This window comes from Nocardioides pinisoli (assembly GCF_024199985.1).
Classification (GTDB): Bacteria; Actinomycetota; Actinomycetes; order Propionibacteriales; family Nocardioidaceae; genus Nocardioides; species Nocardioides pinisoli.
Map to the genome: position 1 here is coordinate 74794 of NZ_JANARS010000003.1, position 16975 is coordinate 91768.

11 protein-coding genes are annotated in these 16975 nt (G+C 71.0%); 1 reads left to right on the forward strand and 10 read right to left on the reverse strand.

The window, feature by feature from the left end; translation table 11 throughout:
• Nucleotides 1-9: 9 nt before the first annotated feature.
• From NCI01_RS07460 to NCI01_RS07475, 4 genes are all read right to left on the reverse strand, one after another.
• On the reverse strand, nucleotides 10-900 hold the full coding sequence (locus NCI01_RS07460) for a YncE family protein (RefSeq protein ID WP_254180855.1): 891 nt from the start codon (nucleotides 898-900) through the stop codon (nucleotides 10-12).
• Complete coding sequence (locus tag NCI01_RS07465; protein WP_254180856.1) at nucleotides 893-2095, reverse strand: class I SAM-dependent methyltransferase; 1203 nt, start codon at nucleotides 2093-2095, stop codon at nucleotides 893-895. The genes NCI01_RS07460 and NCI01_RS07465 overlap by 8 nt, the downstream gene beginning before the upstream one ends.
• 171 nt (nucleotides 2096-2266) lie before the next feature.
• Nucleotides 2267-3535 (reverse strand): hydroxyacid-oxoacid transhydrogenase, encoded by a 1269-nt coding sequence (locus tag NCI01_RS07470; protein ID WP_254180857.1) that lies wholly within the window; start codon nucleotides 3533-3535, stop codon nucleotides 2267-2269.
• Nucleotides 3532-4431 (reverse strand): NUDIX domain-containing protein, encoded by a 900-nt coding sequence (locus tag NCI01_RS07475; protein ID WP_254180858.1) that lies wholly within the window; start codon nucleotides 4429-4431, stop codon nucleotides 3532-3534. The genes NCI01_RS07470 and NCI01_RS07475 overlap by 4 nt, the downstream gene beginning before the upstream one ends.
• Before the next feature lie 44 nt (nucleotides 4432-4475).
• Between NCI01_RS07475 and NCI01_RS07480 the strand changes: the two genes are divergently transcribed.
• Entirely contained in the window at nucleotides 4476-5501 is a 1026-nt protein-coding gene (locus tag NCI01_RS07480) for an acyltransferase family protein (protein ID WP_254180859.1), read from the forward strand.
• Here NCI01_RS07480 and NCI01_RS07485 read toward each other — a convergent pair.
• From NCI01_RS07485 to NCI01_RS07510, 6 genes are all read right to left on the reverse strand, one after another.
• Nucleotides 5476-6264, reverse strand: a complete 789-nt coding sequence (locus NCI01_RS07485; RefSeq protein ID WP_254180860.1) for a lysophospholipid acyltransferase family protein — start codon at nucleotides 6262-6264, stop codon at nucleotides 5476-5478. The two genes, NCI01_RS07480 and NCI01_RS07485, sit on opposite strands and share 26 nt — an antisense overlap.
• A complete protein-coding gene (locus NCI01_RS07490) occupies nucleotides 6261-7508 on the reverse strand; it encodes a geranylgeranyl reductase family protein (RefSeq protein ID WP_254180861.1) in 1248 nt (415 codons plus the stop codon). The genes NCI01_RS07485 and NCI01_RS07490 overlap by 4 nt, the downstream gene beginning before the upstream one ends.
• A 177-nt stretch (nucleotides 7509-7685) precedes the next feature.
• Nucleotides 7686-11531 carry a DNA-directed RNA polymerase subunit beta' gene (locus NCI01_RS07495; protein WP_254180862.1) on the reverse strand — a complete coding sequence of 1282 codons (3846 nt, stop codon included), beginning with the start codon at nucleotides 11529-11531 and terminating at the stop codon, nucleotides 7686-7688.
• 88 nt (nucleotides 11532-11619) lie between these two features.
• Nucleotides 11620-15201, reverse strand: a complete 3582-nt coding sequence (gene rpoB / locus NCI01_RS07500) for a DNA-directed RNA polymerase subunit beta (RefSeq protein ID WP_254180863.1) — start codon at nucleotides 15199-15201, stop codon at nucleotides 11620-11622.
• Nucleotides 15202-15419: 218 nt separating this feature from the next.
• Entirely contained in the window at nucleotides 15420-16268 is an 849-nt protein-coding gene (locus NCI01_RS07505) for a J domain-containing protein (RefSeq protein ID WP_254180864.1), read from the reverse strand.
• Nucleotides 16265-16939, reverse strand: a complete 675-nt coding sequence (locus NCI01_RS07510) for a hypothetical protein (protein ID WP_254180865.1) — start codon at nucleotides 16937-16939, stop codon at nucleotides 16265-16267. The genes NCI01_RS07505 and NCI01_RS07510 overlap by 4 nt, the downstream gene beginning before the upstream one ends.
• Between the last annotated feature and the right edge of the window lie 36 nt (nucleotides 16940-16975).

The window sequence follows — 16975 nt, forward strand, 5'->3', positions numbered from 1 at the left end:
GCCGAGCGGTCAGAGCGGGAAGCCGCGCGCCGTCGCGAGCCAGCGCAGGCTCGTCCAGGCCGGCGAGAGCCGGTCGGTCGCGCCAGCCGACGCCGGCAGGTCGACCCGGAGGACCTGGGAGCGGGCGCCCTCGGTGCTGACGAGCAGCTCCCCGTCCGCGAGGGCGACGCCCTCGCCCTGGTCCTGGTCGGGCAGCGACCAGGACTCGACGGCCTGCCACGACGGGTAGGACGACAGGTGCGCCGAGGAGTAGGTGCGCATGACCACTCCTCCCCCACCGGGCAGGAACGTGGCGTCGGTGACGATGCCCGGTGCGTCGCCGACCTCGGTGAGGCGGTTGGCCCGGTCGGCGCGCAGGCGCTGCGGAGCGGCGTAGACCGTGCCGGCGAAGACACCCTTGGTGATGACGAACAGCCGCCCGGTCACCGGGTGGCTGAGCAGGGCCTCGGCGTCGTGGGAGCCGTCGGGGTAGACCAGGTCGTAGGCCTCCGGCACGACGTCGCGGTCACCCCGCCCGACCGGCACCCGGAGCACCGACACCGAGTCGCGGGCGTGGCGGTTGTCGCCGATGTCGGCGACCCAGACGTGGCCCGGGCCCGCAGGTGCGAGCGCCTCGACGTCCTCGGGGTCCGTCGACCAGGTGGTGACGCCGACCGTCGCGCCGGACGCCGGGTCGACGACGAAGACGCGACCCGCGTCGCCGGAGTCGTTGGTGGTCACGACCAGGCCGCCGTCGCGTCCGCCGCCGGGCAGCACGACGAGCCCGCTCGACTCCACGATCTCGGGGTCGGTGAAGCGGAAGGCCGGGCGGTCCGGCGCACCGGGCGCACCGGAGGCCGCGCCCAGCAGGAAGGGCACGAGCACGAGGACGCCGACGGCGACCCGGCGCAGCTCACGCATGGTCGAGCAGCTCGCCGAGCCGGGGCCGGACGCCCCACGCGGCCAGCAGGTCGTCGTACTCGCGGGCGGCCTCCGACCCGTCCGCGCCGGTGCGCACCGCCCGCAGCAGCGTGTTGCGCGGGGTGTGGGCGCTCTCGACGAACTCGACGACGTCGACGCGGTAGCCCTCGCGACGCAGCAGCGCCGCACGCAACGCGTCAGTGAGGGTGTCGGCGAAGCGCTCGCGCAGGATGCCGTGGCGGGTGAGCATCGCGTAGGGCTCCGGCACCTCGGTCGTGCGCAGCTGGGCGGCGATGTCGTGGTGGCAGCACGGGGCGGCGAGCACCAGCGGGGCCTCCCACTCGAGCGCGCGTCCGAGCGCGTCGTCGGTCGCGGTGTCGCAGGCGTGGAGGGCGAGCACGACGTCGGGAGCCTGCTCGAGCCGGGCATCGGCGATGGAGCCGACGACGAAGTCGGCGTCGATGCCCAGGTCGGCGGCGACGCGCGCGTTGTGGTCGGCGGACTGCTGCTTGACGTCGACGCCGGTGACCCGCACCGGGAGCCGGTCGGACAGGTAGGCGTGCGCGGCGAAGGTGAGGTAGGCGTTGCCGCAGCCCAGGTCGACGACGCGCAGCGGGTCGTCGGCCGTCGGGGTGCGCACGCGGCCCTGCGCCATCGCCTCGGTGAGGCTGGCGTCCAGCAGCCGGACGAGCTCCTCCACCTGCCGGTACTTCGCCTGCCGCGTCGGCTTCACCCGGCCCTGGGCGTCGCTGATCCCGAGCGCCCGGAGCACGGGGTGGTCCTCTGGCAGCAGTCGGTCCTTGGGCCGGTCGTGACCACGCTCCGGCGCGACCTCCTCGGCGCGCGTCGAGGTGTGCAGCAGCGGCGCGCCCTTCTTCGTCACCCGCAGCTGGTGGGTCTCGGTGGCGGTGTCGACGTGCCAGTTGGCGAACGGCTGCGCGAGCAGCGCGTCCACCGCGGCCGCGGCCGCCTCGCCCACGAGGTGGTTGGTGGTGTGCGCCTGCGTGGCGTCGTACGACGTCACCTGCAGGTGGCGCCCGGCCTTGAGGTCGACGACCCGGACCTCGACACGTCGTACCTCGCGCCCGTCCACGACCGGGACCGGCCGGCCCTTGCGCCGCCCGGTCGCCAGCGCGCGCACGAGGCCGTCGGCGTCGAGGATCGCCGAGCGGACCGTGGCGAGCTCGGCGCTCACAGCACGGCGGCGAGGACGACGATGAGGATGAGTGCCCCCAGCGCCACCGGGATCACGAGTCGACGGTGGCGGGGGTTCATGGCTCCATCCTAGTGACCGGCCCGCAGGTCACCGATCCCGCGGCGACCACGCCTCGGCACGGTGCCGCGCCGGGACGACGGCTGCGTCCCGTCACCAGTGCTCGAGCGAGTCCCGGAACACGGCGGCCAGGTCGTCGGGGGTCACCTCGACGGGAGCCGTGGCGAGCAGGCGCTGCTGCTGGAGCGCCCCCTCGACCAGGTCGTCCACGTCACCGACCCCGTAGCCGAGCTCGGCCAGGCCGCTCGGCAGGCCGACGTCGCGCATCAGCCGCCGGAGCACGTCGGGGAGCGGCTCGCCGGCTCCGCCGAGGATCTCGGCCGCCCGGCGGTGCCGCTCGGGCGCGGCGTCGTGGAGGAGCGCGAAGGCGGCCGGCGCCGTCATCACCACGGCCATCCCGTGCGGGATGATCGGTTCGTCGGCGGGGTAGCCCTCCGGGCGGTAGTCGCGCACCCGGCCGGCGATCGGGTAGGCGCACGCGTGGGGGACGTGGACGCCGGCGTTGCCGAAGCCGAGCCCGGCGAAGGTCGCGGCGAGGGCCATCTGCTCGCGCGCCTCGCCGTCGGAGCCGTCGCGCACCGCGCGGCGGAAGGCGCCCGCGAGCAGCGACAGCGACTTCTCCGACCACATGTCGGCGATGGGGTTGGCGCCGCAGTAGGGCACCCGCTGCTCGGGCTGCTTGGCCTCGAAGTCGGCGTACCACCGCGCCGTCCAGCTCTCCAGCGCGTGGCAGAGGATGTCCATGCCCGCCGAGGCGGTGACCATCGCGGGCTGCGTCATGGTCAGGTCGGGATCGACGACGGCCAGCGTGGGGCGCAGCCGGGCGTGGGAGATGCCGGTCTTCACCTCGAGCGCCAGGACGTCGAGCACGCAGATGGTGGTCGACTCGGCACCGGTGCCCGTGGTCGTGGGGACCGCGACGAGCGGCAGGAGCGGGTGCTCGGGCGCCCGGCCGCCACCGACCGGCGCGTTGACGTAGTCCATCAGCGCGCCGGGGTTGGTCAGCATCAGGTCGACCGCCTTTGCGGTGTCGATCGAGGAGCCGCCACCGACCGCGACCACCGCGTGGAAGGGCCCGGCCTCGCGGGCCGCGGCGACGGCCGCCTCCAGGGAGGCGTCGGTCGGCTCGACGTGCGCCTCGGCGTAGACCACCACGTCGAGACCGCGGGTCCGCATGCCGTCGGCGATCCGCTCGGGGTGGCCGGTGACGGCGACGCCCGGGTCGGTGACGAGCAGGACCCGTCGCGCCGCGTCGCCGGGGACGTCTCGGCACAGCTGCTGGACGTCCCACCCGATCTCGTCGCTGGCGCCGCGCCCGAACTTCAGCCCGGGTGCGGCGTAGGTGAAGACGGTCTCCGTCACGACACGACCTCCAGTGCGTAGTCGACCACGTCGAGCACGTCGACCGCGCCCGACGCGACGTCGGTCGTCGGCACCCACGCGACCGCGTCGGTGGTGCCGTCGACCTCCAGCACCCGGGGCTCGCCGTCGGCGACGCTCGCCCGGTAGACGAGGTGCACGCCGTGGTAGTCCTCGATCCGGCCGGACGGGGCGGTGCCGGCGAAGTGGGTGTCGTGCACGCCGACCAGCGCGCCGACCTCGCACGGCAGCCCGCACTCCTCCTCGACCTCGCGGGCGAGCGCCACCGACGGGTGCTCGCCGTGGTCCACGCCCCCGCCGGGCAGCGTCCACCTGCCGGGGTGCGCGGCGCTCGCCGAGAGCCGGGTCAGCAGCACCTGGTCCGCGCCGTCGTGGCGCCGGGTGACGAGGGCGTAGGCCGCCACGCGCTGCAGGCGGAACGGCTGGTGGTCCACCAGCGCCTCGGTCACCACCGACGACACCGGGACGGCGCCGGAGGCGACGTCGTCGAGCGTCCGCCACGCCGCCTCGATGGTGGAGCCGTCGACCTCCACCACCCGCGGGACCGGCGAGTGCGGCGGCACCCAGCCCTCGTAGACCAGGCGGATCGCGTGCGCGTCGACGAGCTGCCCGTCGCGCGGCGAGCGGGGCATGTGGGCGCTGTAGACGCGTGCCCTGTCACCGACGGTCGCGTCGAGCCCGGTCTCCTCCTGCACCTCGCGGATCAGGGCGTCGCGCGGGTCCTCGCCGTGGTCGACGCCGCCACCCGGGAGCGTCCACAGCTCGGACCGGGAGACCCGGGGCGCGAGCCGGCTCAGCAGGATCTCGACCTGACCCCCGCGCTCGCGGAGGATGACGGCGTACGCCGCCACCCGCTGTCGCCTCGGCAGGGATCCCATGGCGTCCAACCTAGTGAACGACCTCGTGAAGTACCGTGAGCGGCGTGCCCCCCGCGTCCCGTGATCCGTGGCTCGACAACGTCAAGATGGTGCTGGTCACCCTCGTCGTCGTGGGTCACGCGATCGGCCTCGTCGAGGAGAGCGCGGGCAGCCACTGGGTCTACGACTTCATCTACCTGTGGCACATCCCGGCCTTCGTGTTCGTCAGCGGCTACCTCTCGAAGTCCTTCGAGTGGGACCGGCGGCGGATGAAGAGCCTGGTCTACACGCTCGCGATCCCCTACCTGCTCTTCGAGCCGGCGCTGTTCTACTACCGCCGCGAGGTGGTCGGCGAGGACGTCACGGGGCCGCTGTGGATCCAGCCGCACTGGACGATGTGGTACCTCATCGTGCTGCTGATGTGGCGCCTGGTGACGCCGGTCCTCAAGCGGCACTGGCTCTTCCTGCCGCTGTCGGTGATCGTCAGCCTGCTCGGTGGCCTCTGGACCGACGACTCGCTGATGATCCCCCGCTTCCTCGGCCTGCTGCCGTTCTTCGTGCTGGGCCTGCACCTCAAGCCGCGCCACCTCGCCCACCTCGACGACGTCTGGGTGAAGGTGGCGGCGGTCCCGATGCTGGTCGGCATCGGCGTGATGGCGGTCTACACCGACACGTGGGCCGAGACCGCCCTGCTCTGGTACGACACCGGCTACTCGGACCTGCCGATCGACAACGAGATCGCCTTCCAGACCCGGCTCACCGTCATGATGGTCGGCCTCGTGGGCGCCTTCGCGGCGATGTCGCTCGTGCCCCGGCGCAGCCTCGGCTGGTTCACCACGATGGGCACCGCGACGATGGTGGTCTACCTCTTCCACGGCTTCGTCATCAAGACGTTCAAGGCGCTCGGCTGGCCCGACTTCACCGCGTCCTACCCGGCGATGGGGCTGGTCCTCACCGTCCTCGGCGCGGTCGGCCTCGCGTTCCTGCTCGCGTCGCCGCCGGTGCGGCGCGTGCTCGAGCCGTTCACCAACCCGCTCGGCTGGGTGGAGTCGCGACGCAAGCGGCCTAGCTCGGCCCCCACGTCGGTCTGACCGCCGCGCGGGGCACCACGTCGAGGTGCGCGGCCTCGGCCCGCGTCGGGGCGTGGCCGCCGAGGTGGGCGGGGTACCAGGGCGCGTGCTCCCCGGGCCGCGGACGGTGGTGCGGGAGTCGCTGCAGCTCCTCGAGCTGCGCGGTCAGCGCCGCGCCGAGCCGGTGGGTCCACGCCGTGAGGTCCTCGTCCGGACCGACGACGAGGGGTGGTCCGAAGCTGACGTCGACCCGGCGGCCGCGGGTGAGGTCGGGGCGCGGCTCGCGGCCGCGCTCGTCGGGCACGCCGACCGAGTAGACCCGCTGCGAGCCCCACAGCGCCACCGGGACGACGGGCGCGCCGGTCTCCCGGGCCAGGCTCGCCACGCCGCGCATCAGCGAGCGCACGGTGTAGGAGTAGCTGATCCCCGCCTCCGGGAACGCGCAGACCGCCTCGCCCTCGCGCAGCAGCCGACGCGCGACGACGTACGCCCCGGCGGGCGCCTCCCGGTCGACCGGGACGTGCCGCATGGCGCTCATCGCGCGCCCCACCAGCGGGACGTGCCAGACGTCGTGGCGGGTCATGAAGCGGACGTGACGACCCGACGACCGGGCGCCGTCCTGCACGAACACGAAGTCCGGGTAGGACACGTGCGTCGCCGCGAGCACCACCGGGCCGCTCGTCGGCACGTGCTCGGCGCCCCTCCCCACGACCTGGATGCCCAGCGCGCGCATGCCGGCCCTCCCCAGCGCGACGGCAGCGCGGTAGGTCCGGTCCCGGCTCACGCGAAGGGCGGTCGGGCGTCGCGCGCCATCGACCGGCGTCCGGCCCAGCGCCACACCCGGGCCGCGCGGTCGCGGTCGGCGTCGTCGACGAGGTTGCCCATCCAGCGCAGGGCGAGGGTCATCAGCCAGTCCGAGCGCATCCCGGCCGGCCCGAGGGCGGCGACGACCCGGGGCTGGGTGGCGATCCCCGCGAGCCGGCGGGCGATCGAGAACGCCTCGCCGTAGTGCTCCACCAGCGTCGAGCGCCAGGCCTCGCCGAGGCCGACGCCGCTGGTGATGTGCTCGGCCACGAAGCGGCCGGTCTCGAGGCCGTAGTCGATGCCCTCGCCGTTGAGCGGGTTGACGCACGCGGCGGCGTCGCCGATGAGCGCCCAGTTGGGGCCGGCGACGTTGCTGACGGCGCCACCCATGGGCAGCAGCGCCGAGGTCGGCGCCCGCAGCTCGCCGGAGAGCCCGAAGTCCGCGCCGATCGTGTCGGCGTAGGTCTGCATGAGCGGCTTGATGGCGACCTCGGCAGGGCGCCTGCTCGTCGCCAGGGTGCCGGCGCCGAGGTTCACGGTGCCGTCACCCAGCGGGAAGATCCAGCCGTACCCGGTCACGAGCTCGCCCTGCTCGTCGCGCAGCTCGAGGTGCGAGCTGATCCACGGGTCGTCGCTCATCTCGGAGTCGACGTAGGACCGTCCGGCGACGGCGTAGACGGTGTCGCGGTGCCACTCGCGGCCCAGCAGCTTGCCCAGCGGCGAGCGGACGCCGTCCGCCACGACCAGCCAGCGGCAGGCGACCTCGTAGGTGCCCTCGGCGTCGCGGAGCTCGACCGCGGCCACCAGCTCGCCCTCACGTCGTACGCCGACCGCCCGGGCGCCGTCGACGGCACGCGCGCCGCTCTTGATCGCCCCCGTGCGCAGGTGGTCGTCGAGCTCGGTGCGAGCCACCGCCGAGCCCCAGTCGGGCAGCGAGCCGCCCGGCCACGGCAGCAGCAGCGTCTGGCCGAACCCGTGGGCGCGCAGGCCCTCGTTGACGGTGTGCGCGCGCAGCCAGTCCTCGAGGCCGAGCCTCTGCAGCTCCCCGATCGCCCGGGGGGTGAGCCCGTCGCCGCAGGTCTTGTCGCGCGGGAACGTCGCCGCGTCGGCGAGCACGACGTCGAGCCCGGCACGGGCGGCCCAGGCCGCGGCGGCCGAGCCCGCGGGGCCCGCGCCGACGACGAGCACGTCGGCGGAGGCGGGGCGCGAGGAGGGGGTCGTCACACCGGAATTCTCGCAGAGGGCGTGGAAGGAGCCGGCATCGCTGGTCGAGGGGCGCCCTGGCGCCCGTCACGAGACCACCGGCCGACCTCGATACGCACGACGCCCGCCCTCGCAAGCGAGGACGGGCGTCGGTGCTACTCGATCTGGCTCGTCACACCAGAACGGATCGCTTCGCGATCAGTTCTGGTACGAGCCAAAGTCGAAGTCGTCGAGTGCGACCGCCTGCGACGACGGACCGAAGTCGTAGTCGTAGGAGTCGTAGCCGGTGACCGAGTAGGCCGCGGCGCGCGCCTCCTCGGTGGGCTCCACCCGGATGTTGCGGTAGCGCTCGAGGCCGGTGCCGGCCGGGATGAGCTTTCCGATGATCACGTTCTCCTTCAGGCCACGGAGGCTGTCGGAGCGGCCGTTGATCGCGGCGTCGGTGAGCACCCGGGTGGTCTCCTGGAAGGAGGCCGCCGAGAGCCACGACTCGGTCGCGAGCGAGGCCTTCGTGATGCCCATGAGGACCGGACGACCCGAGGCCGGCTTGCCGCCCTCGGAGACCACGCGCCGGTTCTCCTCCTCGAACCGCACCCGGTCGACCAGGTCGGACGGGAGCAGGTTGGTGTCACCGGACTCGATGACCGTCACGCGACGCAGCATCTGCCGCACGATGATCTCGATGTGCTTGTCGTGGATCGCCACGCCCTGCGAGCGGTAGACCTCCTGGACCTCGTCCACGAGGTGCTCCTGCGCCTTGCGGACACCGAGGATGCGCAGGACGTCCTGCGGGTCGGGCGTACCGGACGTGATGTGGTGACCGACGTCGATGTGGTCGCCGTCCTCGACGTTGAGGCGCGAGCGCTTCGACACCGGGATCTCCTGGACCTCGGAGCCGTCGTCGGGGGTGACCACGACGACGCGGGCCTTGTCGGTCTCCTCGATCTTCACGCGACCGGCGGACTCCGAGATCGGCGTACGACCCTTGGGCGAGCGGGCCTCGAAGAGCTCGACCACACGGGGCAGACCCTGCGTGATGTCGTCGGCGGAGGCCACACCACCGGTGTGGAACGTGCGCATGGTCAGCTGCGTGCCGGGCTCACCGATGGACTGGGCGGCGATGATGCCGACCGCCTCACCGATGTCGACCAGCTTGCCGGTGGCCAGCGAGCGGCCGTAGCACTTGGCACAGGTGCCGGTGCGGGCGTCGCAGGTCAGGACCGAGCGGACCTTGACCTCGGTGACGCCGGCGGCCACGAGCTCGCCGATCTTGACGTCGCCCAGGTCCTCACCGGCGGCGGCGAGGACCTCGCCGGTCTCCGGGTGGGTGATCTCGACGGCGGAGGCCCGGGCGTAGGCCGAGGTCTCCACGTGCTCGTCGTCGATCCGCTTGGGCAGGCCGCGCTCGGTGCCGCAGTCGTCCTCACGGATGATGACGTCCTGCGAGACGTCCACCAGACGACGGGTCAGGTAGCCCGAGTCGGCGGTGCGCAGCGCGGTGTCGGCGAGACCCTTGCGGGCACCGTGGGTGGCGATGAAGTACTCGAGCACCGTCAGGCCCTCGCGGAAGTTGGCCTTGATCGGGCGCGGGATGATCTCGCCCTTCGGGTTGGCCACCAGACCACGCATGGCCGCGACCTGCCGGATCTGGTTCATGTTTCCGGAGGCGCCCGAGTCGACCATCATGTAGATCGGGTTCTTGCGGTCGAAGTTGGCCTCCATCGCGCGACCGACCTCGGCAGCGGCCTGGGTCCACAGCTCGATGAGCTCCTGACGACGCTCGTCGTCGGTCATCACACCGCGCTCGTAGTTCTTCTGGACCTTCTCGGCCTGGGCCTCGTAGCGGCTGAGGATCTCGGCCTTGTCGTCGGGGGTGGTGACGTCGTCGATCGAGACGGTCACACCCGAGCGCGTGGCCCAGTGGAAGCCGGCGTCCTTGAGAGCGTCGAGCGAGGCCGCGACCTGCACCTTGGTGTAGCGCTCGGCGAGGTCGTTGACGATCGCGCCGAGGCGCTTCTTGCCGACCTCCTCGTTGACGAACGGGTAGTCCGCCGGGAGCGTGTCGTTGAAGTAGACACGGCCGAGGGTGGTCTCGAGCCGCACCGCGGTCCGCTCCTCCCAGTCGGCACCCAGCTCGAGGTCGAGCGGGGGCACCACGTCGGTGAGGCGGATGCTGATCTTGCTCTGCAGCGTGATCTCGCGACGGTCGAAGGCCATGATCGCCTCGGCCGGCGAGGAGAAGACGCGACCCTCGCCGGGCTCGCCCTCACGGTCGGTGGTCAGCCAGAACAGGCCGATGATCATGTCCTGCGAGGGCATGGTCACCGGACGACCGTCCGACGGCTTGAGGATGTTGTTGGTCGACAGCATCAGGATGCGGGCCTCGGCCTGCGCCTCCGCGGACAGCGGCAGGTGCACGGCCATCTGGTCACCGTCGAAGTCGGCGTTGAACGCGCCGCAGACGAGCGGGTGGATCTGGATGGCCTTGCCCTCGATCAGCTGCGGCTCGAAGGCCTGGATGCCGAGGCGGTGCAGGGTGGGCGCACGGTTGAGCAGCACGGGGTGCTCGGTGATGACCTCTTCGAGGACGTCCCACACGACCGGGCGGGCGCGCTCCACCATCCGCTTGGCGGACTTGATGTTCTGCGCGTGCGACAGGTCGACCAGCCGCTTCATTACGAACGGCTTGAACAGCTCGAGTGCCATCTGCTTGGGCAGACCGCACTGGTGCAGCTTGAGCTGCGGACCCGACACGATGACCGAACGGCCCGAGTAGTCCACTCGCTTGCCGAGCAGGTTCTGGCGGAAGCGACCCTGCTTGCCCTTGAGCATGTCGGAGAGCGACTTCAGCGGCCGGTTGCCCGGGCCGGTGACGGGACGACCGCGACGACCGTTGTCGAAGAGGCTGTCCACGGCCTCCTGCAGCATCCGCTTCTCGTTGTTGACGATGATCTCGGGAGCACCGAGGTCGAGCAGTCGCTTGAGGCGGTTGTTGCGGTTGATGACGCGGCGGTAGAGGTCGTTGAGGTCGGAGGTGGCGAAGCGGCCACCGTCGAGCTGGACCATCGGACGCAGGTCCGGCGGGATCACCGGGACGGCGTCGAGCACCATGCCGATGGGCTGGTTGCCGGTCTTGCGGAACGCGTCGACGACCTTGAGCCGCTTGAGGGCACGGACCTTGCGCTGGCCCTTGCCGTTGGCGATGGTGTCGCGCAGCGACTCGACCTCGGCCTCGATGTCGAAGTCCTGGAGGCGCTTCTGGATCGCCGTGGCGCCCATGTGGCCCTCGAAGTACTTGCCGAACCAGTTCTTCATCTCGCGGTAGAGCAGCTCGTCGCCGAGCAGGTCCTGGACCTTGAGGCTCTTGAAGGTGTCCCAGACCTCCTCGAGGCGCGCGATCTCACGGTTGGCGCGGTCACGGAGCTGGTTCATCTCGCGGTCGGCACCATCACGCACCTTGCGCTTGGCGTCGGCCTTGGCGCCCTCGGCCTCGAGGGTGGCGAGGTCCTCCTCGAGCTTCTTGGCGCGGTCCTCCACGGAGGTGTCGCGGCGCTTCTCGAGGCGCTCGCGCTCCAGGCCCACCTTGTTCTCGAGCGAGTCCATGTCGCGGTGACGCGCGTCCTCGTCGACCGAGGTGATCATGTAGGCGGCGAAGTAGATGACCTTCTCGAGGTCCTTCGGCGCCAGGTCGAGCAGGTAGCCCAGGCGCGACGGGACGCCCTTGAAGTACCAGATGTGGGTCACGGGCGCGGCGAGCTCGATGTGGCCCATGCGCTCGCGGCGCACCTTGGAGCGGGTGACCTCGACGCCACAGCGCTCGCAGATGATGCCCTTGAAGCGCACGCGCTTGTACTTGCCGCAGTAGCACTCCCAGTCCCGGGTGGGACCGAAGATCTTCTCGCAGAAGAGGCCGTCACGCTCGGGCTTGAGCGTGCGGTAGTTGATGGTCTCCGGCTTCTTGACCTCGCCGTGGCTCCACGTGCGGATGTCGTCCGCGGTGGCCAGGCCGATCTGAAGCTGGTCGAAGAAGTTAACGTCGAGCACGATGGCTGCAGTCCTTCGTTAGTACGTGGAAAGTGAGGCTGGGACTGAGGTGGTACGGCGACCGGTGGCCGGCCGCCGTACCAGCGACTCAGACTTCTTCGACCGAGCTGGGCTCGCGGCGGGACAGGTCGATGCCGAGCTCCTCGGCCGCCCGGAAGACGTCTTCCTCGGCGTCCTTCATCTCGATGGTGGAGCCGTCCTGCGACAGCACCTCCACGTTGAGGCAGAGCGACTGCATCTCCTTGACGAGCACCTTGAACGACTCCGGGATGCCGGAGTCGGGGATGTTCTCGCCCTTCACGATGGCCTCGTAGACCTTCACGCGGCCCGGCACGTCGTCGGACTTGATCGTCAGCAGCTCCTGGAGGGCGTAGGCGGCGCCGTAGGCCTCCATCGCCCAGACCTCCATCTCGCCGAACCGCTGTCCACCGAACTGGGCCTTACCGCCCAGCGGCTGCTGCGTGATCATCGAGTAGGGGCCGGTCGAGCGAGCGTGGATCTTGTCGTCGACGAGGTGGTGCAGCTTGAGGATGTACATGTAGCCGACAGCCACCGGCTCCGGGAACGGCTCACCCGAACGACCGTCGAAGAGGTTGGCCTTGCCGTCCTCCTTGACCATCCGCTCACCGTCGCGGTTGGGCAGCGTGGAGCCGAGGAGGCCGGTGATCTCGTCCTCGCGGGCACCGTCGAACACCGGGGTCGCGACCTTGGTGTTGGGGTCGGCCTGGTCGGCGCCGATCGAGATGAGGCGCTTCTTCCAGTCGGACTCGCCCTTCTCGCCGGAGAGGTTGAGGTCCCAGCCCTGCTTGGCGAGCCAGCCGAGGTGGAGCTCGAGGATCTGGCCGATGTTCATGCGTCGCGGCACACCCAGCGGGTTGAGCACGACGTCGACCGGGGTGCCGTCCTCCATGAACGGCATGTCCTCGACCGGCAGGATCTTGGCGATGACGCCCTTGTTGCCGTGGCGTCCGGCGAGCTTGTCGCCGACCGAGATCTTGCGCTTCTGCGCGACGTAGACGCGCACCAGCTGGTTGACGCCCGGAGGCAGGTCGTCGCCGTCCTCGCGGTCGAAGACGCGCACGCCGATGACCGTGCCGGACTCACCGTGGGGCACCTTCATCGAGGTGTCGCGCACCTCGCGCGCCTTCTCACCGAAGATCGCGCGGAGCAGGCGCTCCTCGGGGGTGAGCTCGGTCTCGCCCTTGGGCGTGACCTTGCCGACCAGGATGTCACCGGTGGTGACCTCGGCGCCGATGCGGATGATGCCGCGCTCGTCGAGGTCGGCCAGGCCCTCCTCGGAGACGTTCGGGATGTCCCGGGTGATCTCCTCGGGGCCGAGCTTGGTGTCGCGGGCGTCGACCTCGTGCTCCTCGATGTGGATCGAGGTGAGGACGTCCTCCTGCACCAGGCGCTGGCTGAGGATGATCGCGTCCTCGTAGTTGTGGCCCTGCCACGGCATGAAGGCGACGAGCAGGTTGGTGCCCAGCGCCATCTCGGCGTCGTCGGTGCAGGGGCCGTCGGCGATCGGCGTACCGACCTCGAGACGGTCACCGGCCTTGACCAGCGGGCGCTGGTTGATGCAGGTGCCCTGGTTGGAGCGACGGAACTTGGCCAGCTTGTAGGTCTGGTAGGTGCCGTCGTCGTTCATCGTCTCGATGGCGTCGGCGGACACCTCCTTGACCACACCGGCGTTGTCGGCGACGACCACATCACCGGCGTCGACGGCGGCGCGGTACTCCATGCCGGTGCCGACCAGCGGGCTGTCGCTCGTGATCAGCGGCACGGCCTGGCGCTGCATGTTGGCGCCCATGAGCGCGCGGTTGGCGTCGTCGTGCTCGAGGAAGGGGATCAGGGCCGTCGCGACCGACACCATCTGGCGCGGCGAGACGTCCATGTAGTCGACCTCCTCGGCCAGGATCGCGTCGACCTCACCGTTCTTCTGACGGACCAGCACGCGCTCCTCGACGAACTTCATCGCGTCGTCGAGCGGGGCGTTGGCCTGCGCGATGACGTAGCGGTCCTCGTCGTCGGCGGTCAGGTAGTCGATCTCGTCGGTGACGACACCCTTCACCACGCGGCGGTAGGGGGTCTCGACGAAGCCGAACGGGTTGATCCGGCCGTAGGAGGCCAGCGAGCCGATCAGGCCGATGTTGGGGCCCTCAGGGGTCTCGATGGGGCACATGCGGCCGTAGTGCGACGGGTGGACGTCACGGACCTCCATGCCGGCGCGGTCGCGGGACAGACCACCGGGACCGAGGGCCGAGAGGCGACGCTTGTGCGTCAGGCCGGCGATCGGGTTGGTCTGGTCCATGAACTGCGAGAGCTGCGAGGTGCCGAAGAACTCCTTCAGCGCCGCGACCACGGGGCGGATGTTGATCAGGGACTGCGGCGTGATGGCCTCGACGTCCTGGGTCGTCATCCGCTCGCGGACCACGCGCTCCATGCGGGCCAGGCCCGTGCGGAGCTGGTTCTGGATGAGCTCGCCCACCGTGCGCATGCGGCGGTTGCCGAAGTGGTCGATGTCGTCGGCCTGGACCTTGACGGGGGCGCCGTCAGGACCCTCGACGACGTTGCCCTGGGCGTCGACCAGGTCGGGCGAGTCGGCCTGGACACCCGCGGCGTGCAGCTGCACGACGTAGCGGATGGCGGCCACGACGTCGTCGATGGTCAGCGTCTGCTGGTCGAACGCCTCGTGGAGGCCGAGCTTCTTGTTGATCTTGTAGCGGCCGACCTTCGCCAGGTCGTAGCGCTTGGGGTTGAAGTAGTAGTTGTTGAGCAGCGTCTGCGCGGCCTCGGCCGTCGGCGGCTCGCCCGGGCGGAGCTTGCGGTAGATGTCGAGCAGCGCGAGGCGGGTGACCTCGTCGTTGACCTGCTCGGCGGTCGGGGCCTCGCCCCGCGCCTTCTTCTGCAGCTCCTCGTAGACGACCTCGTAGCGGACGCTGTCCTTCTCGAGGGTCAGCATCATCGACTCGTACTGGCCGAACTCCTCGCGGATCTGCTCGGTGGTCCAGCCGAGCGCCTTGAGCAGGACGGTGACGTTCTGCTTGCGCTTGCGGTCGAGGCGCACGCCGACGAGGTCGCGCTTGTCGATCTCGAACTCCAGCCAGGCACCGCGGCTCGGGATGAGCTTGGCGGTGAAGATGTCCTTGTCGGAGGTCTTGTCGGGGCTCGACTCGAAGTAGACGCCGGGCGAGCGCACGAGCTGCGAGACGACGACGCGCTCGGTGCCGTTGATGATGAAGGTGCCCTTGCGGGTCATCATGGGGAAGTCGCCCATGAAGACCGTCTGGCCCTTGATCTCACCGGTCTCGTGGTTCATGAACTCGGCCGAGACGTAGAGCGGGCGGGAGTAGGTGAAGTCCTTCTCCTTGCACTCCTCCTCGGTGTACTTCTCGTCGAGGAAGACGGGGTTGTCGAAGGAGAGCATCATCGTCTCGGAGAAGTCCTCGATCGGGGAGATCTCCTCGAAGATCTCCTGCAGACCGGTCTTCTCGGAGACGTCCTCACCGGCAGCCCGACGGGCGGCCACCTCCGCCTCCCAGCGCTCGCCGCCGACCAGCCAGTCGAAGCTGCTCGTCTGGAGCGAGATGAGGGGGGGAACCTCGAGAGGTTCGGTGATCTTTGCGAAAGAGGTGCGACGGTGGTTACCAGCAGAGCTGCGCGCGGCCAAGAGGTGTCCTCACAAATGAGCAAGTGATCGGCGCTTGCCGACCACCACGACGACCGTCCGGAAGGCGTCGGGCATCTGAGGGCAGGCGCAAGGAGACACGATAGCGCACTTGAGGACACGCCACAAACGCGGGGTCGACTTCCCTGAGGGACGCTCCACGCGTTGGCCATGACTATGAACGTCACGTCGCCCTGGGTCAAGCAGAACGCGCCGATTGCCTACCCTTGGGCGGGCGAGGTGATGAGGTCGTCGACCAGCCACTCGCCGTCCACGCGCTGCATCGACACGGTGACCTGATCCTTGTAGACCACCGGCTCGGCGTCGAGCTTGTTGGTCGTCGGCCGGTCCACGAAGACCAGCACCTGCACCCGGTCCTGGCTCGCGCGCACGATGCCTGAGGCGACCACCGAGGCGGTGACCCGGGTCTGCGTCCGCGGCGCGTTGTCCTCCAGGACGGTGAAGAGCTTGTCGTACTCCTCCCGGTAGCTGCCGGTCATCAGGGCCTGGGCCTCGCGCTGGTCGGCCTCGAGGGTCTCGTAGTCGTAGGACAGCACGGGCACGACGGCGCGCTCCGCCGCCACCTGGGCGTCACGGGCGGCCGTGTCGTCGCCGGCCGCCGCGCCCTGGCTCCACGTCCACGCGGTCGCGCCCAGGAGCCCGGCCGCCAGCACGCCCAGCCCCGCCAGCAGCCAGGAGGGCGCCCCGCGCCGCTCCCCCGGCGCGTCGGCCCCGGCGGTCGAGGAACGGCGGAGGCGGGTGGCGAGGCCCGGCCCCGCCCGGCCCGGCCTCGCCACGGGCTCCGGTGACGCCGAGCCCCCAGCGCCCTCGGCGCCCTCGGCTTCGTGGGTGTCCAGGGCTTCTCGGACACCTTCGGGCGGGAGCGTCTCGTCGTACGCCGCACGCGCGGCGGGGTCGAGCAGGACCTTCGCGGCCCGGTTGAGGGTGTCGAAGCGTCGGTCGCCCGGCTCGAGGTCGGCGATGCGGCCCTTCCAGGCGGCGCGGACCTCCTCGGTCGAGGCGTCGCGCGACACGTCGAGGACGTCGTACCAGGTGGGTGCGTCGGTCACGGGGTGCTCCCCTCGGAGGCGCCGGGCTCGTCGGGCGAGCTCACCGGGGTGAAGTCGTCGACGAGCCACTCGCCCTCGATCATCACCAGGTCGACGGTGAAGCGGAACGGGAGCGGCTCCTGGTCGACGGTGCGCGCCTGCTTGCCCTCGCCCTGCTGGTAGCTGTCGGTGAACGCCCCGGCGACGAGCACCCGCGCGGAGTCGTCGTCCACGGACGACACGGCCGTGGCGAAGACGTCGGCGGTGCGGGTGATGCCGCCCTGGGCGACGAGCTGCTCGGCGGTGGCGACCTCCTTGTCGAAGTCGGCCGCGAACTTCGGCGTGATGACCTCGCGGACCTGCTCGCGGTAGTCGGGCATCTGGCCGGACCCGTCGAGGAGGTCGGGGCTGTAGGTGCCGAGCCGCTTGACGAACTGGTCGGTCAGGCTCATCACCTGCTCGCGCTCCTCGGGGTGGTCGAGCGTGCCACCGGCCGACGCCCGCCCACCGGCGGTGAGCCAGACGAGCACGGCGACGCAGGCCACGACGACGAGGGTGAGCGCGACGGCGAGCAGGCGCCGCCAGCGAGGTGGGGCGGGGTCACGGGTGGCGGACCCACCCTCGGCCACCTTCCCGGCGGGCCCGGGCTCGACGGCCCCGCCCGACCGGGTGCGTTCGGACAGCACGGACATGTTCCCTCCCTGGAACGTGCGACCCCTCCTCCAAGG